We start from the raw sequence: 21,744 nt of genomic DNA, 5'->3' as shown, positions 1-21,744 counted from the left end.
TCTGAACTTTAGTGCTCAGCCCACCCCCTCAATACGTCGTCCACTCCTGCACCAGCATCTCGCGAAAGCGGATCGCGGCTGGCGACAGTCTGCCGCCGCGGCGTTCGACGAGGCCGATGGTGCGGCTGACGGTGGGGGCGGTGAGCGGCACGGTGGCGATGACAGGGTGTTCAACCTGGGGGGTCGCCAGCCGCGGCATCACGGAGATGCCGAGGCCCGCCTCGACGAGGCCGAGCGATGTGGAGAGGTGGTTGACCTCGTAGAACCAGTTGAGCTGCACCTGGGCCGTGGTCAGCGCCCGGTCGAGCACGGCGCGGTTGCCGCTGGTCTTGCTGACGCCGATCAGCGGGTGGCCGGTGAGGTCGGCCCAGGTCAGCTGCTTCGAGGTCGCCAGCGGATGGTCGCGGCGGCAGGCGAGCACGAAGGGGTCGTCGACAAGCGGCGTGAAGCTGAGATCGGGGCGTGCTGCCCCTGTTATGTTGATGCCGAATTCCACCTCGCCATTGGCGACCGCGTCGAGCCCCTCATTGGCTGAGAGGTCGAGGATGCGGAAGCGGATGCCCGGGAATTTGTCGTTGAAGGACTGAACAACCCTGGGAAGAAAATAGAAGGCCGCGGTCGGGACCGAGGCGATGGTCACCTGGGCGCGGTGTCGTCCACCGAGATCGCTGATCGACAGGATCGATTCCTCGAATTCGTCGACCAGGCGCCGCACCAGCGGCAGAAGCTCGCGCCCGACCTGTGTCGGTGCCACGTGCCGGGTCGTGCGTTCGATCAACTGCGCCCCGACCGACTCCTCGAAACCCTTGATCCGCCGTGAAAGCGCAGGTTGTGAAAGATTGAGCTGGCGGGCGGCTTCGTTGAACGAACCGAGGTCGAGAACGGCGAGAAAGGCCTTGAGGTCGAGGAATTCGAAATTATTGCGCATATCGGAATAATTACGCCATTCTTTGCATTTCACAACAGATTTGATCCGTGAGATCCCTCCGATCAGCCGGTTACGGCCGGTTCGAAGGAGCATGCGGAATGGACGATTTGATCAGGATACCCTGCGTGATGATGCGCGGCGGAACGTCGAAGGGGCCTTTTTTTCTGTCCCGCGATCTTCCCGCTGATCCCGCCGAGCGCGACCGCCTGCTGATCGAGATCATGGGGTCGGGCCACCCGCTGCAGATAGACGGCATCGGCGGCGGCAACTCGCTGACGAGCAAGGTCGCGATCGTCGGCCCGTCGAGCCGTCCGGAAGCCGACGTCGATTATCTCTTTGCGCAGGTGAAGGTTCTGGAGCGCAGCGTCGATACGGCGCCGAACTGCGGCAACATGCTCTCGGCCGTCGGCCCCTTCGCCATCGAGGCGGGTCTGGTTCTGCCAACCGGCGACGAAACGGTCATCAAGGTTCACAACGTCAATACCGGCAAGATCATCGACGCGCGCATCCAGACCCCCGGCGGTGCCATCGCCTATCAGGGGGAGGCCGCGATCGACGGCGTGCCGGGCAAGGCCGCCCCCGTCTATCTGGCGTTTCGCGATGCGATCGGCGCCAAGACCGGCCGGTTGCTGCCGAGTGGCAAGGCGACCGATATCATTCTCGGTCTCGAAGTGACGCTGCTCGATGGCGCAACGCCGGTCGTGATCATCAGCGCCGAGGACATGGGTTATGGCGGTTCGGAGCCGGCCGCCGCGTTCGACGCCGATGCGGGCTTCATGGCGCGGCTGGAGGAAATCCGGCGGGAGGCCGGAAGGCTGATGGGCATGGGGGATGTCAGCCAGTCGGTGCTGCCGAAGCCGGTGCTGATCGGAGCGCCCGTGAACGGCGGCGACCTGGCCGTGCGCTACTTCACGCCCGCCAATTGCCATACGGCGCTCGCAACGACCGGTGCCGTGAGCCTCGGTCTGGCGGCAACGATTCCGACCGGCCTCGTCGGCAGGCGCTTTCCGGAACTTTCGCTGCCGGCAACACTCGCTTTCGAGCATCCGACCGGCGAACTCAGGGTCAGGGTCGAGAAGGCCATGGGAGACAATAGCCCGACGGTGTCTGTCATGCGCACCACACGTCGGCTGTTTGAAGGTGCGGCTCTTGTTCGCAAAGACGCTTAGGGTCTTGCCGAGCATCGTGTCGCGAATGCATTAACGAACTGGGAGGAGAACAAAATGCCCATGAAATTTACCCGTCGCGTCGCCCTGGCCCTGTGCGGGGTCGCTTTGACCATGTCGGTTGCAGCACCCGTGATGGCCGAGGAGGCCTATCCGTCGAAGCCGATCACGCTGGTGGTTTCCTACGCCGCCGGCGGCGGTACGGACGCCATCGCCCGCGTCTTTGCCGCGCGGCTCGAAAAGGCGCTCGGCGGTCGCGTCATCGTCGAAAATCGCCCGGGCGCTGCGGCCAACCTCGGCACCGAAGTCGCCGCTGCGGCGGATCCCGACGGTTACACCCTGCTGATCGGCAATCAGGGCCCGATGGTCGTCAACCCGCACATCTTCAAGCTGAAGGCCGATCCGGGCACGGACCTCGACCCGATCGCGATGATCGCGGACGCATCCCTCGTCGTCGTGGTCGGACCGTCCCTCAAGGTCAACACGCTCGGCGAACTCGTCGAGGCGGCCAAGTCCGGGGAGCTGGTCTATGGTTCGGCCGGCAATGCCTCGGCCAGCCATCTCGGCGCGCTGCTGCTCGGCCAGACGGCCGGCATCAAGGTCAGGCACGTTCCCTACAAGGGCGCAGGCCCGGCGGTGAACGACCTCGTCGGCGGCCATATCGACTTCATGGTCACCACCATTCCCTCGGCGATCGGGCTGATCGAGAGCGGCACGCTGAAGGCGCTCGCCGTCACCGGCGACAAGCGCTTCGCGAGCCTGCCGGACGTGCCGACCGCAATCGAGGCCGGCGTCCCCGGCTACACCGCCTCGGCCTGGTATGGCCTTGTCGGACCGAAGGGCATGCCGGCGGAAGTGAAGTCGAAGCTCGAAGCGGCAACGACCGAGACGCTCAGCGATGCCGACGTGCTCGACAAGCTGAAGAATGACGGCGCCGTCCCGTCCGCCATGGGCCCCCAGGCCTTTGCCGATTTCATGGCCAAGGAGCGCGCGCGCTGGGGCGACGTGGTGAAAGCGGCCGATATCAAGGTCGAGTAAGATGCAGGCCACGTCGACGAACACTGAAACCGAGCCCTCTGCAGGAGGGCTCGGCCGGGAGAGGCTTGCCGGCATCGTGCTGGTCGGCTTCGGCGGACTTGGCCTGTGGGCCGGCTCCGATCTGCCCTTCATGACCTCGGAAGGCGTCGGCTCGGGGCTGATGCCGCGGCTGCTTTCCATCGTCATCCTGGGGCTCGGGGTCCTGCAATTGGTGCTGAGCCGAAAGGATCCCGGGCCATCGACGGGACGCTGGGCGATCCGCGAGACGATCCCCGTCATCCTCGGCGTCATTCTCTTCGCCGTCACGGTGCGCGGCTATCATCTCGGTCCGGTCACCATTCCCGGTCTCGGCCTGTCGATCGCCTGTCCGCTGGCGGTCGTTGCTTCCGGCCTTGCCGCGCGCGATGCGCGCCTTGGCGAACTTCTCGTCTTTGCCGCCGTGCTCACAGCTTTCTGCATTGGCCTCTTTCGCTATGCGCTCGGGCTTTCGGTTCCCGTCGCGCCCTGGCTTCTAGGATACTGAGATGCTGGACGTCTTTATCAATCTCGGCCTCGGCATGACCGTGGCGTTTACCCTGCAGAACATCGCGCTCTGCTTCCTCGGCTGTCTCATCGGCACGCTGGTGGGCGTGTTGCCGGGCGTCGGCCCGGTCGCCACCATCGCGATCCTTCTGCCGGTCACCCTGTCGCTCGATCCGACCGGTTCGCTGATCATGCTCGCCGGCATCTATTACGGTGCCCAGTACGGCGGCTCGACCACGGCCATCCTCGTCAATATTCCGGGGGAAGCGACGGCGGTCGTCACCGCCATCGACGGCCACAAGATGGCCCAGAAGGGCCAGGCGGGTCTGGCACTCGGGCTTGCGGCGATCGGTTCGTTTTTTGCCGGCACGGTTGCCACCATCGTGATTGCCGCTCTCGGCGTCCCGATGACGCGCATGGGCCTTCTCTTCGGCCCGACCGAGTATTTTTCACTGATGATCATGGGGCTCGTCTTTGCCGTCGTGCTGGCGCACGGCTCGCTTCTGAAGGCCGTGTCGATGATCCTCGTCGGCGTGCTGCTCTCCTGCGTCGGCGCGGATATGGAAACGGGCCGCGAGCGCATGACCTTCGGCCTTGAAATGCTCCAGGACGGCATCGAATTCGTCGTGCTGGCCATGGGCATCTTCGGCTTCGGCGAGATCTTCAAGAACCTCGCCGACCCGGAAGCGCGCGATGTCGTACGCAGCCGCATCGGCCGCCTGTGGCCGACGCTGAAGGAACTCAAGGATAATTTCCCGGCGATCCTCCGTGGCACCTTCCTGGGCTCGGTGCTCGGCGTCCTGCCGGGCAACGGCGCGATCCTTGGCCCCTTTGCCAGCTATGCGGTGGAAAAGCGCATATCGAAGCGTCCGCAGGATTTCGGCCATGGTGCGCCGGCGGCCGTCGCCGGTCCGGAAAGCGCCAACAATGCCGGCGCGCAGACCTCCTTCATTCCGCTTCTCACCCTCGGCCTGCCGCCAAATGCCGTCATGGCGCTCATGGTGGGTGCGATGATGATCCAGGGCATCGTGCCCGGGCCGCAGGTGATTGAGCGCAATCCGGAACTGTTCTGGGGCCTCATCGCCTCGATGTGGATCGGCAACCTCATGCTGGTCATCATCAACCTGCCGCTGATCGGTCTTTGGGTGAAGCTGCTGCGGGTGCCCTACCGCCTCCTGTTTCCGGCCATCGTCTGCTTCTGCTGCATCGGCCTCTACTCGATCGCTAACGATGCGGCCCAGGTGATGATGGCCGCCCTGTTCGGCATCATCGGCTACGCCCTCTACAAGCTCGAATTCGAACCGGCGCCGCTGGCGCTCGGCTTCGTGCTCGGCCGCCTGCTCGAGGAGAAGCTGCGCCAGTCACTGATCATCTCGGGCGGTAGCCCGCTGACCTTCCTGCAATCGCCGCTGTCGGCGATCCTGCTGGCGATCGCCGCCATGGCGCTCGTGATCGCCATCTCGCCATCGATGCGGCGCAACCGCGACGAAGTCTTCAAGGAAGCCTGAAGGTCGCCTCGAAAACATGAGCAAGGCCACGGTCGTTGCCGCGATCGTGGCCTTGCTCATGTCCGGCCGGCGGAGAGGTATCGTCTCCGATCGATGAAGAACATCGCTCCTCTTCACAAGGGCGCGGAAGCGGCGTAATCTCCAAGGATATTCTTAAGTAGAAATAGTTTAAGTAATTTATCCTGCGGGGACAAAGGAATGGCTGCGACGGGAGCGCGCGGCGACAGGCGGGAGCAGATTGACGGGCTTCGCGTGATCGCCATGACAGGGGTATTGTACGTTCATTACTGGAACGAGCATCCCACACTTGAATCTGTTCGAGTTTCACTCTTCTTCATCATCAGTGGCTTTTTGATCGGGGTGATCCTGCTGTCTGCAAAAGACACCCAGGCAACGATCAACGTCACCAATTTCTATATACGCCGATCTCTCCGCTTGCTTCCGGCGCTCTTCCTGATGCTGTTCGTGGCCGCGCTGTTCAACATGGATGGCATACGCAACAGCCTGGCGTGGCACACGTTCCAGATGTCGAGCCTGTATTTCGCCATCACCCAGGACTGGGAGCCCTGGGTTGCCGCGCATCTCTGGAGCCTCAACATCGTCGAGCAGTTCTACCTGACCGCTCCGCTCATCATCATCTTCCTGAGCAGGCGGCATATATTCGTGGCCTATGTCCTCATCTTCACGATGTCGGTGATCGCCCGGACCCACAGCGGCGAGCTCGGCCTTCTCGCCTGGTCGAACATCGTTCTTGCGTTCGACCCGGTGGCGGCAGGAACGCTTCTGGCGTTGGTCAAGGACAACGTCGACGTGCGGGCGGTCCTGACGAGCAAGCTCAACAACCTCGCGTCGGTCGCCATCATCGCATCGCCCTTCCTCGTCGGCTTCGAGTTCGGCCACTCGGAAACCTACAAGTTGCTTTGCATCTACGCGCTGTCGTCGATCGTCCTGAGCTCCTATATCGGCTACAAGGGCGTGTCGGCCTATCTGCTGGCAAATCCCGTCACGCGCTTCCTCAGCCGGGTCTCCTACGCGACCTATGTGTACCACATGGCGCTCTGGTGGCTGGTCGCGGAACAATGGCCGGTGCTCTACCGGGCAGGACCGGTGACGTTCCTCGTCATGAGCACGATCACCGTCATCGTCGCGACGATTTCGTGGCATCTGATGGAAAAACACTTCGATGCCCTGAAAGCATCATTCCCGATAACGCAGCCGGCGCCGCTTGCGGCCGAGCGCGCCTGACTTGCGGCAGCGCCGTAAGGCGCAACTTCTGTCAATGTCAGGTCTGACTTACGCAATATTTGCAACCTGAGGCTGGTTTGGACCGCATTCTTAAGTCGGTGTTAACCATCTATTTGGTTGTATCGGCACAATCACAGCGGCCTATGATGGGCATTTTTCAATTTTAAGATGTCACTAAAATGGCCAGCATTCTTACGAACGCCGGAGCGATTTCTGCGCTCCAGACTCTGCGAACAATCAATTCCGACACGGCTCAGGTCCGCGGGCAACTGAACTCCGGTCTGAGAATCCAGACGGCTGCCGACAACGCCGCCTACTGGTCGATCTCGACGACGATGCGCTCCGACAGCAAGGCGGTGTCTGCCGTCCATGATGCACTCGGGCTTGGGGCGGCGAAGGTAGAAACCGCCTATGCGGGGATGGACGCGGTCGCCGGCATTCTCAGCGAGTTCAAGGCCAGGCTGGTGACGGCGAGGGAGCCCGGCGTCGACAAGGGCAAGCTCCAGAAGGAGCTCGATCAACTCAAGCAGCAGATCGTGAGCATCGTGGATTCGGCAAGCTTCAGCGGACAGAACTGGTTGAGAACCAATGTCTCCGACATCTACGACAGCGACCTGAACCGGACCTCCGTCGCTTCCTCCTTTTCAAGGAACTCCAAGGGCGCCGTGGCGCTGAACACTGCCGACTTCTTCCTGCGGGACTCCTCGCTTTTCAACAGCACCGGCGGCGGTATCCTGCAGGCCGACACGCGGGATCTGCGGACCCTCGGCGGCATCCGTTTCGTGACGGCGGTCGACGTCGACGGCTATACTACCAACAGCAACTACAACAACCGGGCGGGCAAAGCCGGCGAGTTTGTGTTCCATTTCACGGGGCCGCTCAGCTTTTCGAACGCGGGCGACAAGATCACGTTTGACGTCATCGTCGACAAGGACAGCGGCTCCCAAGGTCTGTCGCTGCCGCTGCACCCCGGAAAGACGACGTCCGTCACCGTCGACCGTACGACCGTCGATGCGGTGCTCGGAGCCGCCGCCAACGGTGTGATTTCGGACTATACGCAATATGCAGCGGTGCTCGACCATGCGGTCAACCAGGCCGGGACCGGCGCGACCGTCAAGACCTACAGACATCCCTACGAGCCCTACGCCCCGATCATCAATCAAATCGGCTTTATGACACAGCAGAATTCCAGTCTGGACGGCTCCTATGTCGAGGTCGCCAATCTCGTCGTCAGCACGTCGAGCGGCGGCGGAGCGGGTCTCGCGGAAAACTCGGATTTCGGCGAGCGCGGATCGGAGATGACGCTGACGTTCGAGCAGTTCGAGGTCTACAAGGACGTCGTCGTGTCCTTCAATTTTTCGGTAAACGGCGAAGCTCCCACCACCCATTCCTTCGACCGCAATCGGGTGAACGCGCTGCTTGGCAAGGATACCGGCAAGATCGAAACGGTCGACGAGATGGTGACGGTGCTTCAGTCGCTCATCACCCGTCCCAACACGATCATTCAGAACAATGGCTCAGGTGGCATCCTGATAAAGTCCGATCCGGCCTTCGATCGGAAATCCGGTGCGGGGACTGGCATCGGCTTCACCAATATCGAGGTCAACATCGAGCCGATCGCCCGCAGAAACTTCCTTGACGTCGATATCGCGGCAAACCCGCAATCGGTCGATTCCTATCTCCAATACATCGAGGTCGTCCTGCAGCGGACCATCGACGGCGCCGCGGCGCTCGGTTCGCTGTTGTCGCGCATCGACATGCAGTCGAGCTTCGCGCAAACGTTGATGGCGACGATCGACAAGGGTGTCGGGCGCCTGGTGGATGCCGACATGAACGAGACGTCGACACGGCTGAAGGCCCTGCAGTCGCAGGAACAGCTCGGCATCCAGGCTTTGCAGATAGCCAATTCCGATGCTCAGAACATTCTGCAGCTTTTCCGCTGAGAAAAGCCGCAACGGTCGATTCAGAAGGATTTGGCCGTCCTTACTCCGGACCTTGGCTCTGACTGACCCGGAAGCCTAGCGCAGACGAGACCCTCCGGCTGTCACCTGCGTTACAGGCGTGTCGCGGCTTCTGCCTATTCTGGCGCCCGGGAGGACCTGAGCGGCGCAGTTCGTCGCCGCACAATTTAGGCCGCGAAACCTGGGAAAACGGGGTCGTGGCCGGGTCAACGAGGAATAGACATGCGTAAACTTGCGACACTCTCTCTGGCAGCTTTGGTGGCGACGGTCGCCGTGGGTGGCGTTGCTCCGGCATTTGCCGGTGGAAGCTACTACAAGGGCGTATCGACGACGCCCATCAACGAAGGCCACAAAAGCGAGAAGTATAACCCCCCGGCCAAGGTGGTGAACCGTCCGCCGCCGCGCAACGGCGCCTATTACAAGGGCATCATGCGCAAGTAATGCGGTTCCGTGGGGCGTGCGGGGCCAAGCGGCCTTTTTGCCCGTCGCGCTACCCGGCAAGCACTGCGAAACAAACGAGGGCGCCAGCGGCGCCCTTTCATTATTTTAAAGCAGGACGTGGCTGAGGATGTCGCTTTCGCTGACCACCAGGTTCGGCAAGTGCCCCTTGCGAAGAAAGTGTTTGCGGTCGCTGTCGGCCGTGACGAAGACGGCGGTGCGAGCAATTTCCTCCGGCGTGAGTTGCGTCGTGCCGGGAACGACGGCGATATGGGAGCGCAGGCCAAGGTCGCGCAACAGCTCTTCGATCGCACCATGGTCTTCGACGCCGTGCAGCACCAGACGATCGACCTCGGCGACCGCGTTCGTATGCCACATCACCGTCTGCAGGGCGACCATGAGCGGCAGAACGCCCTTTGACCGCTGTACCTCGGGATGGATTTCGAAACCGCCGAGCATCAGGCGGGTGTAGAGCTCATAGGCGCGGATGTAGTCCTTTTGCGCGATCCACATGCGCAGCGCGACTGTCATGCGCATCATGGTGAACTCTCTGATCCGTGTTTCGAGATAGAGCCGGCGATCGGAGGTGATCTGCACCGCGCCGCGCTTGGCACCTGAATAGACGAAGTACTCTAGCCCGCCGCGATAGCTGTCCCAGGCGGTCATCACGTCGGCGTGGCCCGCCTGCGGCCGGTCGCGCGCAATCTTGGAGCGGGTGACCTGTCGATAGAAGGGTGTCTTCAGGAAGGCGACCGCACCCTGATCGAGGAAATGGGCGAGGTAGGAGAAAGCCCAATAGGCGAAGTTCCTGGGCACCCAGGCCGACCGCAGCGCCGAGGTCCGGTAGATGCCGATTTCCGGGAAAACGTGTCGGTCCATGAGGAAATCGAAGACTTCCTCGAAGGCCCGCTTCTTGAACCTCGTGTCTTTGTCGACGGTATAGAATGGCGGCTCGTCGCGCCCCTCGACTTCGTCATGCGCGTACCAGGGCGCGTAGCAGGCGGTGACCTCCGGATTGAGATCCAGGTAGCGAATGGCCTCACGCATTCCCTCGTTGATGAGGACGTCGTCGTCGGCGAGATAGAGCACATATTCGCCGGTCGCCCGGCTGAAGGCGCTGACGACGTTGGCGCCGGAACCATAGTTCTCCGCCTGCCTGAGGTAGCGGATCGGCAGCCCCTTGGCAATGAAGCGCTCGACCACGTCGCGCGTATCATCGGTGGAGGCGTTGTCGGAGATGATGATCTCGTACTTGTAGGAAAACTGGTAGAGCTCGACGAAGTAGCCGAGCGCCTTCTCGAGAAAGGCTGCGCGATTGTAGGTGGGAATGCAAATGCTCAGCTTAACCTGGCTCACGCGCCTCTCCATGGTGCCCTTCACGCGCGGTTGCCAGTCCCCCGGACGTCGCCCGTTGCCCGCATTGCCAAGCCTTGGCGCCGCCTACCGGACGCAACGAAAACGCGCATGCAGGGAACCGATCCCTGCACATTCCTTATTCAGCGTCGATCTTGTGTGAGCCTTGTCTTGAAAAGGCGATATTCGCCCGCCCGCGATGGTGGTCTGATTCACCGTTAATGCTTTGTTAACCATGCGGGCGCAGTCTCGCATACAAACTCATGCCGCTCCTTCCGACGGATTGGAGCTGCCGGACCGGGTATGCCGTCGCGTTCATGCCGGTGGAGCTGAGGTGAGGATGCACGAATTGGCAGAGCACATGATGAAGATGCTGATGAGCATCATGGCCGCGCTGTCGTTCGGTTCGCTCTTGTTTCTGGTGGCCGTCCTCTAACGCATCCGGCCTTGAGGCCAAGGCGTGCTTGGGTACCCGTCAGGGGTAGAGGTAGAATTCTTCCCAGCTTTCGTGCGGCACGAGTTCACCGATCTTGTATTCGAAGGACAGGACATCCAGGTGCTCGGCATCGGTGCGGCACTTGAACTTCAGCTTGTACCATTCCCCCTTGCTGCGGAACACCGCGCCCGGCGCCTTCATCTTGTCTTCCTTCACGACCGGTTCGGCGAAAGTGTAGGCGATCACCTTGTCCGGCTTGAAGGATGACTTGTCGGCGTTGATGCGCTCCATCGCTTCCGTGTCGCAGCGTTGTTCCAGGCGGGTCTGGGGATCGAGCTTTTCGAACTGGCGCACCAGGGACTGATCCATCGCCAGCGCCGGGGAAAATGTGGCGGCGAAGATAAGCGGGTACGCGACTGTCTTCATGCTCGAAGGGCTCCTGGCAACCGAAAGGACCGGCCCGGCAAATCACTGCCGGAACGCGCCTGCGGTTTCAGTTAAGCTTTGTGGCCATTCCGAGGCAGATCACGTCTCGGACACATCGATCCACTCGGCGCCGGTTAATTCGGCGATACGCGCGGGGCTGATATGCACGGCCGCATTGGTGGCGCCGGCCGCCGGCACGACGATCTCGTAGGCCTTCAGCGACAGGTCGCAATAGATGCTGTGCGGTTTGGCGAGACCGAAGGGGCAGACGCCGCCGACCGGATGCCCGGTCTCCGCCTCCACCTCGTCGAAGCCGAGCATGCGCGCCTTGGTGCCGAAGCGGGCCTTGTACTTCTTGTTGTCGAGGCGGGCGTCGCCACGGGTGACGATCAGGATCACGTCGTCTCCGACCCGAAGTGCCAAGGTCTTGGCGATCTGCGCCGGCTCGACGCCATGGCCCTCGGCCGCAAGTGCCACGGTAGCGGTGCTCTGCTGAAGCTCGATGACGTCGATGTCGGGGGCGTGCCGGGTGAAGAAGTCTTTGACGGAGGTCAGGCTCATGGCGAACAGTTCACGTTGTTGAAAAACAGGGCGGTAGGCCGCTGCACGAAGAGCGCCTTCGTGCCGGGCGCGCAAATCTCTCAATCGTCGTTGGAGGCGTCAAGGTCTTCCGGGCGCAGGCCTTCCTGCTGCGGTGGCAGGTAGCCGTGACTGGTGAACCAGCTTTCGAGGATCGTGACGATCGCCTGCTCTCTGGTCCGCACGCCGGGATGATCCGCGATGAAAGTCTTGAGCGCCGTTTCGATCTTGTCGCTGTAAAGCGCGTTCATGCTCGCCTCCGTCAGATTATGTGAGAAGCCCGTTCCTGTGAGCGGCCCAGCAGGGCACAGTGCTACAGTGCCCGTCGCGCGTCCAGACGGAACCGCTGTGGTCGTGCGACCTGCGAAGGGGCTGCCAGACTGTGTTTTTGGTCAGGCCTGTTTGACGATGCGGATCAGCACCAGAAGGATGACGGCGCCAATCGTCGCGTGCAGAATTGCCGAAAGGACACCGGTGCCGAGGCTGATGCCGATCCGCGGGAAGAGGAAACCGGCGATGAAGGCGCCGACTATGCCGACGACCATGTTGCCGATGAGGCCGAAGCCAAAACCTTTGACAATGAGGCCGGCGAGCCAGCCGGCGACCGCGCCGACGATCAGGAAGACGAGAATGCTTTCAATGCCCATGAATAGTTCCCTTTCCGTTGGATCTCCAAGGGAAAGATAGATCAGGAATTGAAATCAGATAGGGGGCAATTTCATCGCGCAGCGATTTTTTAAAGTGTTGAGGGCGATCGCAGTGCCGCGTGCTGGGATCGAGGACGCGGCACTGCTCGCTGTACATCAGACGATACCGCCTCCACCGCCGGCAACGGCCGGGCGCTCGGCCGCGACCTTCGCGCGGTAACCGCTCCTGCGGTAGGTCGCGACCGGCGCCGCCGCGCCGCCGTTTTCCAGTCGCGCCATCGCAAGGATCGGCTCGACGTCGGTGCGGAAGGCAGTCTTCAGCGTCTCGCTCGCCATCAGCGCGTCGTTGTCCTGCTGGCAGGCTTCGAGCGCCGTGCGGTCGACGATCAGCGCCTGGGCATAGGCGCGGCAGACCTCGGTTGCGCTCGTCATCAGGCTCTCGATCGGGTCGGTGACGTTGTGGCTCTGGTCGAGCATGTGCGCCGGCCTGAAGCCTTTGGCGCCGCGCGTTTCCGCATCCACGAGCTCGTTGAAGACGAGGAACAGCCGGTAAGGATCGATCGAACCCGTGTCGAGATCGTCGTCACCGTATTTCGAATCGTTGAAGTGGAAGCCGCCAAGCTTGCCGAACTGGATGAGGCGGGCGACGATCATCTCGATGTTGACGTTCGGCGCATGGTGGCCGAGGTCGACGAGGCAGAAGGCCTTGGGACCCAGCTCCTGCGCGATCAGATAGTTGGTGCCCCAGTCCTGAACGACGGTCGAATAGAAGGCGGGCTCGAACATCTTGTGCTCGGTAAAGACGCGCCAGTCCTCCGGTAGCGCCGCATAGACCGATTTCATCGAGTCGAGATAGCGCTCGAAGGCGCGGGTGAAGTTGGTCTGGCCGGGGAAGTTGGAACCGTCGCCGACCCAGACCGTCAGCGCCTTCGATCCAAGCTGCCGGCCGATCTCGATGCATTCGAGATTGTGTTCCACCGCTTGCGCGCGGGTGGCGGCGTCGACATGTGACAGCGAACCGAACTTGTAGGACTGCTCCTGGCCCGGAGCGTCGGAGAAGGTATTGGAGTTCATCGCGTCGAAGCCGAGGCCGAGCGACATGCCTTTCTGCCTCAATTCGGAGATGTCGCTCACCTTGTCCCAGGGAATGTGCAGCGAGACGGTCGGCGTTGCCCGCGTCAGCTGCTGGATGACGGCGCAATCCTCGAGCTTGTCGAAGATGTGGCGCGGCTCGCCCTTGCCGGGAAAGCGGGCAAAGCGCGTGCCGCCGGTGCCCACCCCCCAGGATGGCACGGCGACGCCATAGGCGGCGACCTTCTGTTTGATCGCGTCGATCGAAATGCCGCGGCGGTCGAGTCTCTCGCCGAGGCTTTCATAATCCCGGCGAAGCGCCGCAAGACGGCTTTCGTTCTCGGCCTCGACCGTCGCCCGGCTGATCATGGTGGTCGTCATGAAACTCTCCTCGATCAGCGGGTGAAGGACTGGGCGTTGCCCGCGTCGACATTGATGATGTTGCCGGTCGATTTCGCCGACATGTCGGACGAAAGGAAGTAGATCGCCTCGGCGATATCCTCGGGGAAGACGCTGAGCTTCAGCATCGAACGCTCGCGATAATGCGCCTCGAGCTCGTCGACATCCATCTTGTAGGCGGCGGCGCGCTGTTCCTTCCACTCGCCGGTCCAGATCTTCGAACCGCGCAGCACGGCATCCGGATTGACGACGTTGACGCGGATCTGTGCTGCTGCTCCTTCGAGTGCCAGGCAGCGGGCGAGATGGATCTCTGCCGCCTTGGCGGTGCAATAGGCCGACGCGCCGGGAGAGGCGGCAAGGCCGTTCTTGGAGGCGACGAAGACGACGTTGCCGCCGGCCTTCTGCTGGCGGAAGATGCGGAAGGCCTCGCGCGAAACGAGGAAATAGCCTGTTGTCAGGATCTCGATATTCTTGTTCCAGAGCGCCAGCGTCGTGTCCTCGATCACGGCGGAGGAGGCAAGGCCCGCGTTCGACACGAGAATGTCGAGGCCGCCGAACGCGAGCAGCGTTTCGGCGAAACCGCCCTCGACCGCCGTCTCGCTGGTGACGTTCATGCTGACGGAGCGCACGAAATCCTTGCCATAGCGGGCGACAAGCTCGGCTTCGGCGGTCGCAAGCGCCGTCTCGTCGATATCGGCAAGCACCACGCAGGCACCTTCCTGCATCAGCCGGTTGGCCGTCGCCTTGCCGATGCCGCCGGCGCCGCCGGTAACGAGCGCGATGCGGCCGGCAAGGCTCTTCGGCTTCGGCATGCGCTGGAGCTTTGCTTCTTCGAGCAGCCAGTATTCGATGTCGAAGGCTTCCTGTTCCGGCAGGCCGACATAGGTCGACACACCCGAGGCACCGCGCATGACGTTGATGGCGTTGACGTAGAACTCGCCCGAGATGCGGGCGGTCGCCTTGTCCTTGGCGAAGGTGATCATGCCGACGCCGGGCACGAGATAGACGACCGCGTTCGGGTCGCGCATATCAGGGCTGTCGGCATGCTTGCAGCGCTCATAATAGGCCGCATAGTCGGCGCGATAGGCGGCGATCGCTTCGGGAAGCGCGGCCAGCGTCCTGTCGACATCCGGATTGGCCGGATCGAAATCGATCACCAGCGGCCGGATCTTGGTGCGCAGGAAATGATCCGGGCAGCTGGTGCCGAGGGCTGCGAGCGGCTTCAGGTCTTGCGATGTGACGAAATCGAGCACCGCCTGGCTGTCGTCGAAATGGCCGACCTTCTTCTCGTCGGCGCTGATCAGGCCGCGGATGACCGGCATCAGCTTGCGGGCAATATCGGCGCGGGCGGCGGCGTCGAGCGCCGGTTTCACCGCGCCGCCAAAGGCAGGCTTGGAGTTCTCGGCCTCGAACCAGGCGATTGCCTTGTTGATGATCTCGACCGTCGTCTCATAGGTTTCTTTCGCCGTGTCGCCCCAGGTGAAGAGGCCATGGCTTTCAAGCACGACACCGCGTGCGTGCGGGTTTTCGAGGCAGAATTTTTCCAGCCACAGGCCGAGCTCGTAGCCCGGGCGCTTCCACGGCAGCCAGCCGATGTCGTCGCCGAAGATCCTTGCCGTCAGCTCGCGGCTGTTCTTGGCAGCGGCGATCGCGATGATCGCATCGGGATGCATGTGGTCGACATGCTTCTTCGGCACGTACGCATGCAGCGGCGTGTCGATCGATGCGGCGCGCGGGTTGAGGTTGAAGGTGCAGTGCGGCAGGTAGCCGACCATTTCGTCTTCGAATTCGACCCCGCGATAGATCGACTTCAGCGCATTGAGCTTGTCCATGTAGAGAGTGGCGAAACCGTCGAGCTTGATCGTGCCGACGTCGCCGCCCGAGCCCTTGACCCAGAGCACCTCGACCAAGCCGCCGCCGAGCGGATCCTTCTCCATCACCTTGGCCGAGGTGTTGCCACCGCCGTAATTGGTGATGCGCTTGTCGGAGCCGAGCAGGTTCGAGCGATAGAGCAGCCGCTCGGATTCGCTCATGCCGGCAGCCTTCGCCTCGTCCCAAAGGTTTGCAAGTCGCGCGCCCTGCTGCTTGTCGAGCATCTCGAATTCCTCCCGGTCTGATGCCGCGCGGCTTGGCGGCCGCGCAGAGATATGGTTGGCATCAGATCACATTGCTTGAGCGTTATTGTCAATCAAAAACGATCAAGTTCGCGCATACTGCGCTGCACAATGAAAAAATATGATTGATTGTGATTGACAATGGTCGATCGTGATGGAAGCATGAACGCCATCGGAGGAACGCATGCACGAGAAAGAAAGACACCGGATCATACAGTCGGCGGTTCAGGAAAAACCCGTCGTCACCGTCCAGGAACTGGTCGATCTGACCGACAGTTCCGAGGCGACGATCCGGCGCGATATTGCAGCGCTTCACGTGCAGAAGAAGCTGCGCCGGGTGCGCGGCGGTGCCGAGGCGATCAACCCGCCGCAATTCGTCGGGCTTGCCGGTCGGCCGTTCAAGGTTAATGAGGGGCTGCATGCCCGCGAGAAGCAGGCAATCGCCAAGGAGGCGGTGGCGCTCTGCGAAGATGGCGAGCCGATCATCATCAATGGCGGCACGACGACCTTCCAGATGGTGCACTTCTTGAGCAACCGCCGCATGCAAGTGTTTACCAATTCCTTCCCGATCGCCGAGCACCTTTTGAAGCACTCCAAGAACACGGTGATGCTGTCGGGCGGCACGATCTATCGCGAGCAGAACATCATCCTCAGCCCCTTCGACAATGACGTGACGCGCAACTTCTATGCGCGCCGCATGTTCATGGGGGCGCAAGGCTTAGGCCCGCTCGGCCTGATGGAGGCGGATCCGCTGCTGATCCAGGCGGAGCAGAAACTGATCGACCAGGCGGACGAACTCGTCGTGCTGGTCGACTCCTCGAAATTCCACAAGCGGTCGAGCCTCATCCTTTGCGGGCTGAAGCGGATCGCCACGGTCATTACGGATTCGGGCATCGAGGACAGGCATGCCGCGATGCTCGAAAATGCCGGCGTGAGGCTGGTCGTCGCCAGCTCGAGAGCCGGCACGGATGCGGAGAATATGTCCTCGTCCGCCTGAGGGAGGGCGAGGAGAGGGGAAGGTGACGCTCACGGCCAAAGAGGGGGCCGGTTCGTTGCCGAACGGAGGAAGCCGCGCCGGCGACGCCTGTCGCGCGCCGGTCATTGGGAGGAAATGAACATGAAGATCCTGAAATCACTGATGGTCACGGCCGCCGTTTCGCTGGCGCTGATGGCCAATGCCGCGCACGCGGAAAACAAGAAGATCGCGCTCGTCGTCAAGGCGCTCGGCATCGGCTTCTTCGAAGCCGCCAACAAGGGCGCCCAGGAAGCCGCCAAGGAACTGGGCGACGTCGAGGTGATCTATACCGGCCCGACCTCGACCACCGCCGAAGGCCAGATCGAGGTGATCAATTCGCTGATCGCCCAGAAGGTCGACGCGATCGCGGTCTCGGCCAACGACACCGACGCCCTGGTACCGGCGCTGAAGAAGGCGATGGACCGCGGCATCAAGGTGATCTCCTGGGATTCCGGCGTCGCCAAGGACGGGCGGATGATGCACCTCAACCCGTCGTCGAACCCTTTGATCGGCAACATGATCATCAAGCTTGCTGCCGATAACCTGCCTGAAGGCGGCGACGTCGCCGTGCTCTCGGCTTCGGCGACCGCGACCAACCAGAACACCTGGATCGCTGAGATGAAGAAGGTCCAGGGCAACTACAAGGGCATCAATGTCGTCACCACCGTCTATGGCGATGACCTTGCCGACAAGTCCTATCGCGAAACGCAAGGCCTCATCCAGTCCTATCCGAACCTGAAGGCGATCATCGCGCCGACCTCGGTCGGTATCGTCGCGGCCGCCCAGGCCGTCACCGACGCCGGCAAGATCGGCCAGATCAACGTCACCGGCCTCGGTCTTCCCTCGGAAATGGCCGGCCACGTGAAGTCGGGCGCCTCCAAGTCCTTCGCGATCTGGAACCCGATCGACCTCGGCTACTCCGCAACGATGATCGCCTATGACCTGATCGGCGGTGCCGAAGCCAAGCCGGGTGCGGAACTGAAGATGGGCCGCATGGGTACCGTGAAACTCGACGACAACAACGAAGGCGCGATGGCCGACCCGTTCGTCTACGACGCAAAGAACGTCGAGGAATTCGCCAAGATTTTCTGATCGCGGCGAATTTGGCCCTCATCCGCGCGGTGAGGGCTGCCCCTCATCCGCCTGCCGGCCACCTTCTCCCCGCTCGCGGGGAGAAGGGACATGCGGCAACCGCTCGCTCCTTTCGAGATCGGGGAGCTGATAGGCGCGGCATTCTCGTTCCCTCTCCCCGCCTGCGGGGAGAGGGTTAGGGTGAGGGGCAGCCCCAAGCTGCCAAAGCAGTCGGGGTCATCCGAACCTTTCCAAGCGCGACCGAGGCGCTGGCCAGCTTTTGCTTTATCGAAACGTCTGAACTGGTGGATTGTCTCTTGCTGCAGGATACGCTCACATCGCGGATGAAGCCCGCCATCGCGCTTGAGGGGATCTCGAAATCCTTCCCCGGCGTGAAGGCGCTCTCGGATGTTTCGCTGTCGCTCTATCCGGGATCCGTGACCGCGCTGATCGGCGAAAACGGCGCTGGCAAGTCGACGCTGGTGAAGATCCTGACCGGCATCTACCAGCCGGACGAGGGCACGATCTCTGTAGCCGATCAGGAAGTGCATTTCCCGACGGCGCTCGCGGCCGCACGCGCTGGCGTCACCGCGATCCACCAGGAGACCGTGCTCTTCGATGAGCTCTCGGTCGCCGAAAACATCTTCCTCGGCCACGCCCCGCGCAATCGTTTCGGGTTGATCGACTGGAAGAAGCTCAACGCCGATGCGCGCGCTCTGCTCGCGCGCGCCGGCGCCGATCTCGATCCGACCATCCGCCTGCGCGATCTCGGCATCGCCAGGAAACACCTTGTCGCGATCGCCCGCGCGCTCTCCATCGATGCGCAGGTGGTCATCATGGACGAGCCGACGGCGGCGCTGTCGCACAAGGAAATCCACGAGCTCTATGCCCTCGTCGAACGGCTGAAGGCCGAGGGCAAGGCAATCCTCTTCATCAGCCACAAGTTCGACGAGATCTTCCGCATCGCCGACCGCTACACGGTCTTCCGCGACGGAGCCATGGTCGACGAGGGCCTGATTGCCGACGTCAGCCAGGACGAACTGGTGCGTCTCATGGTCGGCCGCGCCGTCGGTTCGGTCTATCCGAAGAAGGACGTCGCGATCGGCGAGCCGGTGCTGACCGTTTCCGGCTATCGCCACCCGACCGAATTCGAGGACATCAATTTCGAGCTTCGCCGCGGCGAGATCCTCGGCTTCTATGGTCTCGTCGGTGCCGGGCGATCGGAATTCATGCAGTCGCTGATCGGCGTCACCCGGCCTTCTGCCGGTGCCGTCCGGCTCGATGGCGAGGTGCTGGTGATCCGCAGCCCCTCCGAAGCGATCCGCGCTGGCATCGTCTACGTGCCTGAGGAGCGTGGCCGTCAGGGTGCGATCATCGGCCTGCCGATCTTTCAGAACGTCACACTGCCTTCTCTCTCGCGCACCTCGCGCTCGGGCTTCCTGAAGCTTGCCAACGAGTTTGCGCTCGCCCGCGAATACACCTCGCGCCTCGACCTGCGCGCCGCCTCGCTCGATCAGGACGTCGGCACGCTCTCGGGCGGCAACCAGCAGAAGGTCGTCATCGCCAAGTGGCTGGCGACGCGGCCCAAGGTGATCATCCTCGACGAGCCGACCAAAGGCATCGACATTGGCTCCAAGGCGGCCGTGCACGCGTTCATGAGCGAGCTTGCCGCGCAAGGCCTCAGCGTCATTATGGTCTCCTCGGAAATCCCCGAGATCATGGGCATGTCCGACCGCGTCATCGTCATGCGCGAAGGCCGGATCGCCGGGCGCTTCGAGCGCGCCGAGCTAACGGCGGAAAAGCTAGTGCGCGCCGCCGCCGGCATCCAGGAGGCTGCGTGATGTCCAAGTTTCTCAAGAACCGGGAACTCCTGCTCGTCGCTGCGATCGCCGTGCTGCTCGCGCTGATCACCTTGCGCTTCCCTGCATTCGTCGCGCCGTCCAATCTGGCGCGCGTCTATAATGACACCTCGATCCTCATCATCCTGGCGCTTGGCCAGATGGCGGTGATCCTGACGCGTTGCATCGATCTGTCGATGGCCGCCAACCTCGCGCTGTCAGGCATGGTGGCGGCGATGCTGAACGCGGCCTTTCCGGGGCTGCCGATCCCACTGGTCATCCTCGTTGCCATGGCGCTCGGCACCCTGCTCGGGATGATCAACGGCGCGCTCGTCTGGAAGCTCGACATTCCGCCGATCGTCGTCACGCTCGGCACGCTCACCATCTATCGCGGCATGATCTTCCTCTTGAGCGACGGCAAGTGGATCAACGCCCACCAGATGAGCGATGCGTTCAAGGCGCTGCCGCGCGACGCGCTCTTAGGCTTCCCGGTTCTCTCCTGGTTGTCGCTTCTCATGATCGGGCTCGTCTTCCTGCTGATGAGCCGAACGGCGCTCGGCCGCGCCTTCTATGCGGTCGGCGGCAACCCGCATGCGGCCGTCTATACCGGCATCGATGTCGGCCGCACCCGCTTCTTTGCCTATTGCCTCTCGGGCGCGCTCGCGGGGCTGTCCGGCTATCTCTGGGTGTCGCGTTATGCCGTCGCTTACGTCGACATCGCCGCCGGCTTCGAGCTCGACATCATCGCCGCCTGCGTCATCGGCGGCATTTCGATCGCCGGCGGCATCGGCACGGTAGCCGGCGCCGTGCTCGGCGCGCTGTTCCTCGGCGTCATCAAGAACGCGCTGCCGGTTATCAACATCTCGCCCTTCGCCCAGATGGCGATTTCGGGCATGGTCATCATCATCGCTGTCGCCGTCAACGCCCGCGCCGAGCGGCGCAAGGGCCGCGTCATCTTGAGAAAGGCGGAGGCTGTCTGATGGCCGAGATCCATCTTACCCCACGGCATATCCCCGATCGGCTGGAGGGCCGCGGCGCGCGACTGCTGAAGAGCTGGGAAAGCCTGCTCCTTGTCGTCGCCTGCCTGATCTTTCTCGGCAATTCGCTGGCTTCGCCCTATTTCCTCGACCCGTGGAACCTTTCGGACGCGACCTTCAACTTCACCGAAAAGGCGATGATCGCCTTCGCCATGGCGCTGGTGATCATTGCCGGCGAGATCGATCTGTCGGTCGCCTCGATCATCGCGCTCGCCTCGACGGCCATGGGCTATGCCGTCCAGCTCGGCTTCGACACGCCGGCACTGGTGGCGATCGGCCTCTCCGTCGGGCTCATTTGCGGCGCGATCAACGGCCTGCTGATCACCGGTCTCGGGCTGCCGTCGATCGTCGTGACGATCGGCACCATGAGCCTCTTCCGCGGGCTTTCGTTCATCATTCTTGGCGACCAGGCCTTCACCGGCTATCCCGACAGTTTCTCCTGGTTCGGCCAGGGCTATGTCTGGTGGGTGTTCTCCTTCGAGTTCACGCTCTTCGTCGCGCTTGCGGTCGTCTATGGCGTCGTGCTGCACAGGACCAATTTCGGCCGCGCCGTCTATGCGATCGGCAACAACCAGACGGCGGCGCTCTTCTCCGGCATCCGGGTCGCGCGCGTCAAGTTCGTCCTCTTCCTCCTGACCGGCTTGATGGCCGGGCTCGCCTCGATCTGCCTGACCTCGCGGCTCGGCTCCACCCGTCCGTCGATTGCGCTCGGCTGGGAACTGGAAGTGGTGACGATGGTGGTGCTCGGCGGCGTCAACATTCTCGGCGGCTCCGGAACCATCCCCGGCGTCGTGCTCGCCGCGCTGATCATGGGCATGGTGACCTTCGGTTTCGGCCTGCTCAACGTCCCGGGCATCGTCATGTCGATCTTCATCGGCCTGCTGCTGATCTCGGTGATCGCGCTTCCCATTCTCTGGCGGCGCGCCCGCCAGCGTCTCGCACATTGAGGTTC

The 21,744-nt window shown here is 62.5% G+C and carries 20 protein-coding genes and 1 pseudogene; 13 read left to right on the top strand and 8 right to left on the bottom strand.

Annotation, left to right across the window (positions count from 1 at the left end):
• Positions 1-28: 28 nt before the first annotated feature.
• Positions 29-928 (bottom strand): LysR family transcriptional regulator, encoded by a 900-nt coding sequence (locus C1A35_RS14825; protein WP_104665042.1) that lies wholly within the window; start codon positions 926-928, stop codon positions 29-31.
• A gap of 98 nt (positions 929-1,026) precedes the next feature.
• Here C1A35_RS14825 and C1A35_RS14820 point away from each other — a divergent pair, with 98 nt between their 5' ends.
• From C1A35_RS14820 to C1A35_RS14790, 8 genes and pseudogenes are all read left to right on the top strand, one after another.
• Complete coding sequence (locus C1A35_RS14820; RefSeq protein WP_104665041.1) at positions 1,027-2,097, top strand: 4-oxalomesaconate tautomerase; 1,071 nt, start codon at positions 1,027-1,029, stop codon at positions 2,095-2,097.
• A 54-nt stretch (positions 2,098-2,151) separates the two neighbouring features.
• Positions 2,152-3,132, top strand: a complete 981-nt coding sequence (locus C1A35_RS14815) for a Bug family tripartite tricarboxylate transporter substrate binding protein (RefSeq protein ID WP_234822867.1) — start codon at positions 2,152-2,154, stop codon at positions 3,130-3,132.
• A 1-nt stretch (position 3,133) separates the two neighbouring features.
• Positions 3,134-3,655, top strand: a complete 522-nt coding sequence (locus tag C1A35_RS14810; protein WP_104665040.1) for a tripartite tricarboxylate transporter TctB family protein — start codon at positions 3,134-3,136, stop codon at positions 3,653-3,655.
• A gap of 1 nt (position 3,656) precedes the next feature.
• Complete coding sequence (locus tag C1A35_RS14805; RefSeq protein ID WP_104665039.1) at positions 3,657-5,162, top strand: tripartite tricarboxylate transporter permease; 1,506 nt, start codon at positions 3,657-3,659, stop codon at positions 5,160-5,162.
• A gap of 198 nt (positions 5,163-5,360) precedes the next feature.
• Positions 5,361-6,407: an acyltransferase family protein gene (locus C1A35_RS14800; RefSeq protein ID WP_104665038.1), complete on the top strand. Its 1,047-nt coding sequence runs from the start codon at positions 5,361-5,363 to the stop codon at positions 6,405-6,407.
• A 179-nt stretch (positions 6,408-6,586) separates the two neighbouring features.
• Positions 6,587-6,982 (top strand): annotated as a pseudogene (locus C1A35_RS37210) (flagellin N-terminal helical domain-containing protein); the annotation flags it as partial.
• A 597-nt stretch (positions 6,983-7,579) separates the two neighbouring features.
• On the top strand, positions 7,580-8,350 hold the full coding sequence (locus C1A35_RS37345; RefSeq protein ID WP_440271526.1) for a flagellin: 771 nt from the start codon (positions 7,580-7,582) through the stop codon (positions 8,348-8,350).
• Positions 8,351-8,590: 240 nt separating this feature from the next.
• On the top strand, positions 8,591-8,809 hold the full coding sequence (locus C1A35_RS14790) for a hypothetical protein (protein WP_104665036.1): 219 nt from the start codon (positions 8,591-8,593) through the stop codon (positions 8,807-8,809).
• Between the two features lie 105 nt (positions 8,810-8,914).
• Here the strand turns inward: C1A35_RS14790 and C1A35_RS14785 are convergent, their stop codons facing one another.
• The 7 genes from C1A35_RS14785 to C1A35_RS14755 form a co-directional block, all read right to left on the bottom strand.
• The gene (locus tag C1A35_RS14785; RefSeq protein WP_104665079.1) at positions 8,915-10,162 is read right to left on the bottom strand and encodes a glycosyltransferase family 2 protein; all 1,248 of its coding nucleotides are present in this window, start codon (positions 10,160-10,162) and stop codon (positions 8,915-8,917) included.
• Positions 10,163-10,634: 472 nt separating this feature from the next.
• Complete coding sequence (locus tag C1A35_RS14780; protein WP_104665035.1) at positions 10,635-11,021, bottom strand: DUF930 domain-containing protein; 387 nt, start codon at positions 11,019-11,021, stop codon at positions 10,635-10,637.
• Between the two features lie 99 nt (positions 11,022-11,120).
• Positions 11,121-11,582, bottom strand: a complete 462-nt coding sequence (locus tag C1A35_RS14775) for a YbaK/EbsC family protein (RefSeq protein WP_104665034.1) — start codon at positions 11,580-11,582, stop codon at positions 11,121-11,123.
• 80 nt (positions 11,583-11,662) lie between these two features.
• Complete coding sequence (locus tag C1A35_RS14770) at positions 11,663-11,851, bottom strand: hypothetical protein (RefSeq protein ID WP_104665033.1); 189 nt, start codon at positions 11,849-11,851, stop codon at positions 11,663-11,665.
• A gap of 141 nt (positions 11,852-11,992) precedes the next feature.
• A complete protein-coding gene (locus C1A35_RS14765; protein ID WP_104665032.1) occupies positions 11,993-12,247 on the bottom strand; it encodes a GlsB/YeaQ/YmgE family stress response membrane protein in 255 nt (84 codons plus the stop codon).
• 156 nt (positions 12,248-12,403) lie between these two features.
• Complete coding sequence (gene rhaI, locus C1A35_RS14760) at positions 12,404-13,699, bottom strand: L-rhamnose catabolism isomerase (protein ID WP_104665031.1); 1,296 nt, start codon at positions 13,697-13,699, stop codon at positions 12,404-12,406.
• 14 nt (positions 13,700-13,713) lie between these two features.
• Entirely contained in the window at positions 13,714-15,813 is a 2,100-nt protein-coding gene (locus C1A35_RS14755; RefSeq protein WP_104665030.1) for a bifunctional rhamnulose-1-phosphate aldolase/short-chain dehydrogenase, read from the bottom strand.
• A 202-nt stretch (positions 15,814-16,015) separates the two neighbouring features.
• On the opposite strand from C1A35_RS14755, the gene C1A35_RS14750 reads away from it, so the two are divergent.
• From C1A35_RS14750 to C1A35_RS14725, 5 genes are all read left to right on the top strand, one after another.
• Positions 16,016-16,828, top strand: a complete 813-nt coding sequence (locus C1A35_RS14750; RefSeq protein WP_034796966.1) for a DeoR/GlpR family DNA-binding transcription regulator — start codon at positions 16,016-16,018, stop codon at positions 16,826-16,828.
• A 120-nt stretch (positions 16,829-16,948) separates the two neighbouring features.
• On the top strand, positions 16,949-17,938 hold the full coding sequence (gene rhaS / locus C1A35_RS14745) for a rhamnose ABC transporter substrate-binding protein (protein ID WP_104665078.1): 990 nt from the start codon (positions 16,949-16,951) through the stop codon (positions 17,936-17,938).
• Between the two features lie 323 nt (positions 17,939-18,261).
• Complete coding sequence (locus C1A35_RS14735; protein ID WP_104665028.1) at positions 18,262-19,758, top strand: sugar ABC transporter ATP-binding protein; 1,497 nt, start codon at positions 18,262-18,264, stop codon at positions 19,756-19,758.
• Positions 19,755-20,735: an ABC transporter permease gene (locus C1A35_RS14730; protein WP_104665027.1), complete on the top strand. Its 981-nt coding sequence runs from the start codon at positions 19,755-19,757 to the stop codon at positions 20,733-20,735. The genes C1A35_RS14735 and C1A35_RS14730 overlap by 4 nt, the downstream gene beginning before the upstream one ends.
• Positions 20,735-21,739, top strand: coding sequence for an ABC transporter permease (locus tag C1A35_RS14725; protein ID WP_104665026.1), 1,005 nt, complete (start codon positions 20,735-20,737; stop codon positions 21,737-21,739). The genes C1A35_RS14730 and C1A35_RS14725 overlap by 1 nt, the downstream gene beginning before the upstream one ends.
• Positions 21,740-21,744 lie beyond the last annotated feature (5 nt).

This window comes from Ensifer adhaerens, from assembly GCF_002940685.1.
In the GTDB taxonomy this organism is placed as follows: Bacteria; Pseudomonadota; Alphaproteobacteria; order Rhizobiales; family Rhizobiaceae; genus Ensifer; species Ensifer adhaerens_E.
This window is presented reverse-complemented; position numbering and strand designations above follow the sequence as displayed.

What these genes read in the sequence shown, in the direction of transcription:
- C1A35_RS14825 (WP_104665042.1), bottom strand. Translation starts at nt 928, where the DNA reads ATGCGCAATAATTTCGAATTCCTCGACCTCAAGGCCTTTCTCGCCGTT.
- C1A35_RS14820 (WP_104665041.1), top strand. Translation starts at nt 1,027, where the DNA reads ATGGACGATTTGATCAGGATACCCTGCGTGATGATGCGCGGCGGAACG.
- C1A35_RS14815 (WP_234822867.1), top strand. Translation starts at nt 2,152, where the DNA reads ATGCCCATGAAATTTACCCGTCGCGTCGCCCTGGCCCTGTGCGGGGTC.
- C1A35_RS14810 (WP_104665040.1), top strand. Translation starts at nt 3,134, where the DNA reads ATGCAGGCCACGTCGACGAACACTGAAACCGAGCCCTCTGCAGGAGGG.
- C1A35_RS14805 (WP_104665039.1), top strand. Translation starts at nt 3,657, where the DNA reads ATGCTGGACGTCTTTATCAATCTCGGCCTCGGCATGACCGTGGCGTTT.
- C1A35_RS14800 (WP_104665038.1), top strand. Translation starts at nt 5,361, where the DNA reads ATGGCTGCGACGGGAGCGCGCGGCGACAGGCGGGAGCAGATTGACGGG.
- C1A35_RS37345 (WP_440271526.1), top strand. Translation starts at nt 7,580, where the DNA reads ATGACACAGCAGAATTCCAGTCTGGACGGCTCCTATGTCGAGGTCGCC.
- C1A35_RS14790 (WP_104665036.1), top strand. Translation starts at nt 8,591, where the DNA reads ATGCGTAAACTTGCGACACTCTCTCTGGCAGCTTTGGTGGCGACGGTC.
- C1A35_RS14780 (WP_104665035.1), bottom strand. Translation starts at nt 11,021, where the DNA reads ATGAAGACAGTCGCGTACCCGCTTATCTTCGCCGCCACATTTTCCCCG.
- C1A35_RS14775 (WP_104665034.1), bottom strand. Translation starts at nt 11,582, where the DNA reads ATGAGCCTGACCTCCGTCAAAGACTTCTTCACCCGGCACGCCCCCGAC.
- C1A35_RS14770 (WP_104665033.1), bottom strand. Translation starts at nt 11,851, where the DNA reads ATGAACGCGCTTTACAGCGACAAGATCGAAACGGCGCTCAAGACTTTC.
- C1A35_RS14765 (WP_104665032.1), bottom strand. Translation starts at nt 12,247, where the DNA reads ATGGGCATTGAAAGCATTCTCGTCTTCCTGATCGTCGGCGCGGTCGCC.
- rhaI (WP_104665031.1), bottom strand. Translation starts at nt 13,699, where the DNA reads ATGACGACCACCATGATCAGCCGGGCGACGGTCGAGGCCGAGAACGAA.
- C1A35_RS14755 (WP_104665030.1), bottom strand. Translation starts at nt 15,813, where the DNA reads ATGCTCGACAAGCAGCAGGGCGCGCGACTTGCAAACCTTTGGGACGAG.
- C1A35_RS14750 (WP_034796966.1), top strand. Translation starts at nt 16,016, where the DNA reads ATGCACGAGAAAGAAAGACACCGGATCATACAGTCGGCGGTTCAGGAA.
- rhaS (WP_104665078.1), top strand. Translation starts at nt 16,949, where the DNA reads ATGAAGATCCTGAAATCACTGATGGTCACGGCCGCCGTTTCGCTGGCG.
- C1A35_RS14735 (WP_104665028.1), top strand. Translation starts at nt 18,262, where the DNA reads ATGAAGCCCGCCATCGCGCTTGAGGGGATCTCGAAATCCTTCCCCGGC.
- C1A35_RS14725 (WP_104665026.1), top strand. Translation starts at nt 20,735, where the DNA reads ATGGCCGAGATCCATCTTACCCCACGGCATATCCCCGATCGGCTGGAG.